Source organism: Sphaerochaeta sp. S2 (genome assembly GCF_016406725.1).
Lineage (GTDB): Bacteria > Spirochaetota > Spirochaetia > Sphaerochaetales > Sphaerochaetaceae > Sphaerochaeta.
Genome location: NZ_JAEKNT010000219.1, coordinates 1 through 7,797 on the forward strand (window position 1 = coordinate 1; position 7,797 = coordinate 7,797).

General features: G+C 48.5%; 9 protein-coding genes and 1 pseudogene. 3 read left to right on the top strand and 7 right to left on the bottom strand.

Features of this window, described 5'->3' with window-relative positions; genetic code table 11:
- Positions 1 to 160 precede the first annotated feature (160 nt).
- The gene (locus tag JF818_RS06095) at positions 161 to 532 is read left to right on the top strand and encodes a CidA/LrgA family protein (RefSeq protein ID WP_198891121.1); all 372 of its coding nucleotides are present in this window, start codon (positions 161 to 163) and stop codon (positions 530 to 532) included.
- Positions 525 to 1,205 carry an LrgB family protein gene (locus JF818_RS06100; RefSeq protein ID WP_198891123.1) on the top strand — a complete coding sequence of 227 codons (681 nt, stop codon included), beginning with the start codon at positions 525 to 527 and terminating at the stop codon, positions 1,203 to 1,205. Before JF818_RS06095 ends, JF818_RS06100 begins: the two co-directional genes overlap by 8 nt.
- Here the strand turns inward: JF818_RS06100 and JF818_RS06105 are convergent.
- From JF818_RS06105 to JF818_RS06130, 7 genes are all read right to left on the bottom strand, one after another.
- Positions 1,164 to 2,093 (bottom strand): YitT family protein, encoded by a 930-nt coding sequence (locus JF818_RS06105; RefSeq protein WP_198891124.1) that lies wholly within the window; start codon positions 2,091 to 2,093, stop codon positions 1,164 to 1,166. The two genes, JF818_RS06100 and JF818_RS06105, sit on opposite strands and share 42 nt — an antisense overlap.
- Positions 2,094 to 2,106: 13 nt before the next feature.
- A complete protein-coding gene (locus tag JF818_RS06110) occupies positions 2,107 to 3,297 on the bottom strand; it encodes a mannitol dehydrogenase family protein (protein ID WP_370570310.1) in 1,191 nt (396 codons plus the stop codon).
- A 60-nt stretch (positions 3,298 to 3,357) separates the two neighbouring features.
- Positions 3,358 to 3,711 carry a hypothetical protein gene (locus tag JF818_RS16645; RefSeq protein ID WP_370570311.1) on the bottom strand — a complete coding sequence of 118 codons (354 nt, stop codon included), beginning with the start codon at positions 3,709 to 3,711 and terminating at the stop codon, positions 3,358 to 3,360.
- The gene (locus JF818_RS06115; RefSeq protein WP_198891126.1) at positions 3,708 to 4,433 is read right to left on the bottom strand and encodes a GntR family transcriptional regulator; all 726 of its coding nucleotides are present in this window, start codon (positions 4,431 to 4,433) and stop codon (positions 3,708 to 3,710) included. The genes JF818_RS16645 and JF818_RS06115 overlap by 4 nt, the downstream gene beginning before the upstream one ends.
- A 1-nt stretch (position 4,434) precedes the next feature.
- Positions 4,435 to 5,508: a mannonate dehydratase gene (gene uxuA, locus JF818_RS06120; RefSeq protein ID WP_198891132.1), complete on the bottom strand. Its 1,074-nt coding sequence runs from the start codon at positions 5,506 to 5,508 to the stop codon at positions 4,435 to 4,437.
- A gap of 99 nt (positions 5,509 to 5,607) precedes the next feature.
- A complete protein-coding gene (locus JF818_RS06125; protein WP_198891128.1) occupies positions 5,608 to 6,354 on the bottom strand; it encodes a glucosamine-6-phosphate deaminase in 747 nt (248 codons plus the stop codon).
- A 58-nt stretch (positions 6,355 to 6,412) separates the two neighbouring features.
- Positions 6,413 to 7,378, bottom strand: coding sequence for a UPF0158 family protein (locus JF818_RS06130; protein ID WP_198891130.1), 966 nt, complete (start codon positions 7,376 to 7,378; stop codon positions 6,413 to 6,415).
- A 115-nt stretch (positions 7,379 to 7,493) separates the two neighbouring features.
- Here JF818_RS06130 and eno point away from each other — a divergent pair.
- Positions 7,494 to 7,797: pseudogene (eno, locus tag JF818_RS06135) on the top strand (phosphopyruvate hydratase); the annotation flags it as partial.

Genomic DNA, 7,797 nt, shown 5'->3' on the forward strand with positions numbered 1-7,797 from the left:
AGAATGAGATCGAGGTCCTCATCTCTTATCTGTTCATTGGAAAAACTTCGCACGCTTCTACGTGAGAGGATATGGTCAGTGATTGTATTCATGGTAAGCCTCCTTCTGTCTATGGTACCTCTTCCCAGAATACCTTCCAATAGGGTATGGTATGGCATCCATGAAATACTTGATACAGCTTGCACTTATTTTTGGTCTCTGTCTGGTGGGGGATGTCATTTCCTTGGTGCTCCCGTTTACCCTTCCTTCCAGTGTGATCAGCATGTTGCTGATTCTTGTACTGCTCTCCAGTGGGTTGCTCAAAGAGCACCAGATACAAGAGAGTGCTGACTTCATGCTCAAGAACATGACGTTCTTTTTCATTCCTCCTGTGGTAGGGATCCTGAGGTACTCCTCATTGGTCCAGAGTATCTGGTGGCAGTTGCTTGTGGTGAATCTGGTCTCGTTGTTTGCTTGTTTTGCTGCGAGTAGCTGGACAGTGGTCCTGGTTCAGTTCGTACAGAAGAGGATAAGGGAGAGAAAACATGCTTGAGATTCTTAGCTCTCCATTGTTTGGGATATCCCTCTCGGTCTTTGCCTTCCAGGCAGGGGTTTTCATCAACAAGAAACTGAAAAACCCTTTGGCAAACCCACTGGTGATTGCCATGCTGATCATCATTGCTGTACTGCTCATTTTTGATATCCCTCTGGACGCCTATGAAGAGGGTTCCTCAGTAATCTATATGTTCCTTACCCCGGTCACTGCTGTGCTCGCCCTGTCAATCTACCGACAGAGGGATGTCCTGAGGCAGGCCTTTTTCCCGATAGTCCTGGGGACTTTGGCTGGAGCCTTGGCTGCTCTTTTCTCCGTGGTAGTGACATGCAACCTGCTTGGTTTGGATAGGACAATTCTGGCAAGCCTGCTCTCCAAATCAGTAACCACCCCAATAGCAATCGCTTTGACTGAACAGTTCGGTGGTCTTCCCCCATTGACCATTGCTTCCACCCTCATCAGCGGGGTTGCGGGAAATTTGCTCGCTCCAGTGCTTGCAAAACTCTTTGGGATCAAGGATGCCCTTGCGCACGGGGTCGGCATAGGGGCCTGTTCCCACGCACTTGGTACCAGCAAGGCCTTGGAGATAGGCGGTGTACAGGGTGCCATGAGCAGTATCTCTCTCTCTTTCTCAGCCCTTTGGACGGTTCTGCTTGCTCCGTTGTTTTTCTGATTTGATGATGCGCCCCATGGGGACAAACCCTTCCCCAAGTGCCTGATAGGTCTCGTGTACAAACATGAATGCCTTGGGGTCCTCTTCGTGTACAATCTGTGTCAGGTGGTTTATCTGTTGGTTGTGAACCACAGCCAAGAGGAGCTTTCTCTCCTTCTGTGTAAAGACACCAACACCGTTTATCAGAGTGCCTCCATGTCTTAGCTCTGTGATGATACGCTTTCCAATTGAATCATAATTTTCACTGACGATATAGGCTGTTTTTGCGTATTTGGTCCCAAGGTTCATTACCATGAAATTCACCATCTGTCCTGAGATGTAGAGCGTGATGATCGCAAAGAGAGCACGCTCCAGGCCAAAGACAAGCGCACCTGCGATAATGATAAGCCCATCACAGAGGAAGAGTGCTGTTCCCAGGGCAAGCGGTGTATAGCGGTTGATGATCTGGGCAAGGATATCAGTACCTCCAGTGTTTGCCCCTGATCGCATTACAATCCCAATACCACTTCCAAGCAGGACTCCTCCGAAGATAGCTGAGAGGAGCGTATCCATCCTATCCACGTAGGGTAATATCCCGTCATAGTTGGTGAGTTGGCCCATAAGGCTGACCCAAAGACTGAGCAGTATCGTTCCTGCCAGACTCTTTGCTCCATAGAGACGACCAAAGATTCTCAGCCCTATGAAAAAGAGTGGAAGACTTATCAGAAGCATGACCAATCCTGTATCAAACCCAGTTACATGGTAGAGGATGGTTGCAACGCCGTTGACCCCTCCACTGGCAATTCTTGCAGGAGTGATGAATAGGGCAATTGCTGCGCCTGCCACTGCTGTTCCCAGGACAAGATAGAGCGCCTCGATAACGAGGCGCCCGGTGTGTGAGTGCTGCATATCAGCATCCATCCTATTGTACGTACTTGATCAACGTCGCTCGAATTGCTCCCTTTCCTGCTATCAACTCAGCAAAGTAGGAGAGCACCAAGTCTGCCATATCAATCTCTTGAAGGTTAACACCCCAGATGGATTCGTCCTTGAGCAGAGCTTCCAATGCAGGGAAAGGACCCTTCATCCCAATCTTGATATCCTTGAGATAGGCCTGTGCCTCTTCAAGACGTGGGTCAGAGCTTGGGGTGAATGGGGTAAGATCATCATCCAGTCCCATAAGGTAGCGTAGCCATCCAGCGAATACCAAGGGGATGAGCTTCAAGTCTTTAACGTCCAGCTTATCACTGGCAAGGTATGACTTGATGGTCTCTCCGAACCTGATCGCAAGTTTCTGGCTGGTATCAGTTGCAATTCTCTGAGGGGTGTCTGGCATGAAGGGGTTGGGGAACCTGACGGTGAGCACTTCATCAATGAATGCCTTGGGGTCAAGAATTCCGGGATCGGTTACCACCGGCATCCCTTCCTCATAGCCGATGATTTCCACCATCCTCTTCAACTGTGGGTCCCTCATCTCCTCACTGATGAGTGAGTGTGAAAGCAGACAGCCATAGATGGCGAGGCTTGTATGCAGGGGATTCAAGCAGGTGGTTACCTTCATCCTCTCAACCTTATTGACAGTATCCCTGTCAGTGAAGTAAACACCGACTTCCTCGAGTTGGGGCCTGCCGGCAGGGAAATCATCCTCAATGACCAGGTACTGAGGTTCCTCTGCATTTACGAATGCCGCTGTATAGGTGTTCTTGTCGGTGATAACCAGTGAGGTGTCCTCAAATCCATCGGCCTTGAGCATCGCTTCAACCTTTGCATCTGGACGTGGGGTGATCTTGTCGATCATGGACCAGGGAAAGGAGACATCCCTCTGGAGATATGAGACGAAGCCCTCTTTCACCAGGCCTTTTTCTTCCCATGCCTGGGCAATGGTCATGACAGCGTCCTGGAGCTTTTCCCCGTTGTGTGAACAGTTGTCCATGCTTACAAGGGCAAGCTTGCCCCCATCAGCCAAATAGCGTTCATACATCAGTGAAACAAGCCTTGGAAGGAACATGATATTCTTTTCTGGCCCTGAGAGAAGGTCCTTCTCGATTGCAGGGTGGAATGATCCATCCCCACGCTTGAGAGCGTACCCTTTCTCCGTGATGGTGAAACTCACCATCTGAAGGGAAGGGGAGCGAAAGGTCTTCTGGAAAAATGCCCACTCTTTGGAGAACTGCTAGTCACATTTGTAGGCTGCTGCGACAGAGGCAATGACTTCCTTGGCGATGGATCCATCACTCTTGAGGGTTACCATCAGGGTCATATTGTCGTGTTTCTCATAGACCTCGTCGATGATCTGGTAGTCAAAGCCTTCCCCTACGATGATGCCTGTCTCTGCAAGTCCTTTGCTAAGGAGTCTCTGTTGGAGTGCTGCGGGGAAAATGCGGAAAATATTTCCTGCACCAAAATGCACCCAGGTAGGTTGCTTCTCCGTCTTCTGTACCATTGATGAGCGATCATAGGATGGCAGGATATACCCTTTGTCTTCCCATTCGCTTCTGTTCTGTAATCCAGTATTGGTTAGTTTCATGAAGGCCTCCAGGCTTGTTGGTGTTGGAACTGAAGTGGAGCGTACGTCCTCTCCTGTTTGAAGTATTCAGGGTATCGACCAACCATCAATTCAGTTTCCTGTAATAGTTTTGAAAGGTGTTTATCCTCAAGGTTGAGGATGGCATCAAGTTGTTTGTGCTTGAGTGCATTCAGCATCAGACGGTGTTGCTCAATAATATCTGCAAGGACATTTTTCTGATAAAAGGAGAGAAGCCGAATCCTGTGGTGGTTTCCGCCTTGGGCGAGGATGATATTCCAGATGCGTTGCATGCCAATGGCCTGGAAGATGATTGCGTGGAAGGTGTTGTCAGCTTCCAGGAATTTGATGAAATCATCCCCTATTGCATACGCTGCCTGTTCTTCAATTGCAGCTTCCATAGCCTTGAAATGATCTTCACGTGCCACGTAGATGAATTTCTTGACTGCATGGTCTTCAAGGCTTTTGCGCAAAAAACGTTCCTCTTCAACCTGCTTCAGATTGATGAGGGAGACTCGGGTTCCTTTTTGTGGAAAGATATCTACCAGGTTGTCAGAGCTCAATCTCATGAGTGCATCCCTGACAGGAGAGCGACTGACCTGCAACTGCACGGAGAGCTGTTGCAGGTTCAACTCCTCTCCCGGCTTGAAGCGCAGGGAGAGAATTTCGTCCCGAAGGGTCTGATAGATTTCCTCAGATGCAGTAACACGGACTATCTGTGCCATACTATTTCCTCTGGTCACTTTTCTGAATAGCCTCGTAAAGCCCGAGAATGTAGGATGCACCGAGTGCACGGTCATACAATCCATAGCCGGGCATTGCCACTTCTCCCCAGATCATTCTTCCATGGTCTGGTCGAGCTGGTCCTTCGAAGCCGATATCATAGAGTGCTTTTACGATCTCATAGAGATCAAAGGAACCATCGCTTGAGAGGTGGGCTGCTTCCTCAAACACTCCCTCTCCAAAGTGATGCAGGTTCCTGATATGGGCAAAATGGATTCTTCCTGGTAGAGAGCGGATAATACCGGGAAGGTCGTTCTTTGGATTGGTTCCAAAAGATCCTGCACAGAAGGTGAGTCCATTGAATGGTGCATCAACAGCTTTCATGACCTTCAGGATTTTCTCCTTGCTGGTAATGATCCTTGGCAGGCCAAACACTGGCCAGGCTGGATCGTCCGGATGGATTGCCATCTTGATCCCGTAGGTCTCACAGGTTGGCTGGATTGCTTTGAGGAAATACACAAGGTTCTCAAAGAGTTTTTCATCAGAGACATCCTTGTACGCTTCCATCAGCTCCTTGATCTTTGCAAGGCGCTCTGGTTCCCAGCCTGGCATCTCAAAGCCCTGGGAGCTGTTGTTCGTCTGGTCGAGGAAAGACTGTGGATCGATTCCATCCACCACTTTCTGGTCATATGCCAATACCGTGCTTCCGTCACTTCTCATCTTGGCAAGTTCAGTCCTGGTCCAGTCAAAGACCGGCATGAAGTTGTAACAGACGGTGGTAATTCCTTCCTTGCCGAGGTTCTCAAGGGTCTGGATGTAGTTGGCGATGTATTTGTCGCGATCTGCTCCACCGATCTTGATGGCGTCATGAATGTTGACGCTCTCAATACCAAGTACTTTCAAGTCAGCAGCTTCAACCTCTTTCTTGAGCTCCTGGATTCTTTCAATCGGCCATACTTGTCCAGCGGGAATATCGTAGAGGGTGGTGATAACCCCTTCAACGCCTGGAATCTGGCGGATCTGTTGTAGGGTAACGGTATCGTGCTTTGAGCCGAACCAGCGAAGTGACATATGCATCATGAGTGGTGCCTCCATATATGTTATACTAATAGTCTAACATACTAATATATTAGAGGCAATACCCCGATATATATTCTTTCCATAAATCCGTGAGAACTATCTTCGGTCGCCCATTACCAACATAGAAGCGGTGCGGTCCAGGAATAGGGTGCACTCTTTCTTTGTCCTGAGCGCAGCACAAGGGGAGTAAACCCCTATCTGGTCATAGAGACACATGGCCACCGCACGTGCTTTTCTTTGGTCGGGTACGGAGCAGATAAGGTGTTTGGCTTTCAGAATCTGTCTTACAGACATGGTGATGGCTTTTGAGGGAACCTCATCAATCTTTGAGAACCACCCTTCGCTTACCTGTTGCCTTCTGCATCGGTCCTCAAGCTCAACCACAATGTATGGGTCGTCGGTTTCAAAATTGGCAGGAGGGTCGTTGAACCCGATATGTCCGTTTTCCCCAATACCAAGGAAGGAGACATCCACTTTTTTCTTTCTGATGAGGGCGTTAAGACGATTGACCTCTTCTTCCAAATTTTCTGCATCTCCGTTGATCTGGTGAAATGCACCAAGGTGGGTTACTTTCTCGACAAAGCGATTGTTCAGGTAATAACGGAAACTGGAAGAGTGGGTGTCTGGAAGGTCTACATATTCAGCCAAGCCGAATGCCTCCACCTTGCTCCAGTCAATGTCTGCTTTTGCAAGATGTTCGTAGAGGGAGAATTGACTTAAACCGGTTGCGACGGATATGACAGCATGGCCTTTCTTATCGATTGCATCCTTGATAATGGCAATGCCCAGCTTTGCTGCCTGGTAGCCCATATCATGTTTGTCTTCGCAAATGGTTACACGCATCTATTGTAGTTCTCCTTACCCTTCAGTCTAACAAAAGTGCTGTACTGGGTATAGAGGCTTAGAGAAAGGCTTCTTCTGAGCTTGGATGGGTTGTATTCCAACTCTTTGTATCAATAATGAGCTGTTTGGTAACTTCCTTAGCACCATAGGGGGCAAAGAGTTTTTCCATTCCTAGGAACCCAGATGCCAAGGTAATTACAACCTTCTGGTAGTGGAATCGAGCCATCTGACGGCTGAATGAGTCGAAAAGGAGACGGAAAAGGCCAAGACCACGGTATTCAGTCTTGACTCCAAAGAGAGGGACTTCCACGAGATAGTCGGCAAGCATGGTGTAGGAGAGGAAGGCTGCCAGACTTCCATCCTGTGCTTTGGCCAAGTAGAAATGATCGAGTTCGTCGAGTTCCAGGTGACGCATCAAAACTATACTTGCAATGCGGTCTTCTTCACTGCCTGCCTCAAGTTCAGTTACCAATGATTGGACCATATTCATGATCTCTTCGGTTACCGGTCCTTCAAGGGTTTCAAAGGTGAAGTCCTCCAACAGGATGTCTTCAGTGAGTTCTGTCTCTTCATCGCTTAACTCCAGCAGTTGGGTAAGGCTCTCCTGTTCCCTGTACCAGGAGACAACCACACGCTTAAGTTGTTCATCACGGAAACTGAACCATTTTCGCTCCAGTATTGGTGTCTCAGAGAGTGTGTCCTTGAACTTTCTGAATACCCCCCTCCCGCTCTGTAGGGCGGCAAGAAGACGGGATCGGTAGAGGGGATTCCTTACCCTGTTTGCAAACATTTCCATGAGATGGAAACCATCCGATGGTTCCCAGTCAGGTATGGGAATGAACCGGTTCTCGCGCTCTTCTTCATCAATATCATCGAGATATTGTATCTCATCCTCTCTCACGAGAAACTCATCCTTGAGATCAAGGAAGTAAAAGTTCGCTTGATCCTCCATCGCAAAGATGATGGAATCGAGGAGATCCCTACTTAAAACAGGCAAACGATATGATACATGTTCATTATCCATAGGTCTATGATAGCCCGCCAAGAAGGGGGGCGACAAGTGCGTTCGCCTTGACATTAGCGGTAAAAGATACGAATATTAGTACTGTTATTCCAATACAGTAATTAGGAGAATATTCATGAGCATTATTGAATTTATCGAAGCCAGGGAAATCCTTGACTCACGTGGTAACCCCACCGTTGAAGTAGATGTCATTCTTGAGGATGGTTCCATGGGCCGTGCAGCAGTTCCTTCTGGTGCTTCCACCGGAGTCCACGAAGCTGTAGAGCTGCGTGATGGGGACAAGAGCCGCTATCTTGGTAAGGGCGTTTTGAAGGCTGTAGACAATGTCAACAACATCATCGCACCTGAACTCGAAGGTATGGATTCTCTTGACCAGGTTGCTATCGACCGCGCTATGATTGCTCTTGACGGTACTCCAA

What these genes read in the sequence shown, in the direction of transcription:
- JF818_RS06095 (WP_198891121.1), top strand. Translation starts at nt 161, where the DNA reads ATGAAATACTTGATACAGCTTGCACTTATTTTTGGTCTCTGTCTGGTG.
- JF818_RS06115 (WP_198891126.1), bottom strand. Translation starts at nt 4,433, where the DNA reads ATGGCACAGATAGTCCGTGTTACTGCATCTGAGGAAATCTATCAGACC.
- uxuA (WP_198891132.1), bottom strand. Translation starts at nt 5,508, where the DNA reads ATGCATATGTCACTTCGCTGGTTCGGCTCAAAGCACGATACCGTTACC.
- JF818_RS16645 (WP_370570311.1), bottom strand. Translation starts at nt 3,711, where the DNA reads ATGAAACTAACCAATACTGGATTACAGAACAGAAGCGAATGGGAAGAC.
- JF818_RS06130 (WP_198891130.1), bottom strand. Translation starts at nt 7,378, where the DNA reads ATGGATAATGAACATGTATCATATCGTTTGCCTGTTTTAAGTAGGGAT.
- JF818_RS06125 (WP_198891128.1), bottom strand. Translation starts at nt 6,354, where the DNA reads ATGCGTGTAACCATTTGCGAAGACAAACATGATATGGGCTACCAGGCA.
- JF818_RS06100 (WP_198891123.1), top strand. Translation starts at nt 525, where the DNA reads ATGCTTGAGATTCTTAGCTCTCCATTGTTTGGGATATCCCTCTCGGTC.
- JF818_RS06105 (WP_198891124.1), bottom strand. Translation starts at nt 2,093, where the DNA reads ATGCAGCACTCACACACCGGGCGCCTCGTTATCGAGGCGCTCTATCTT.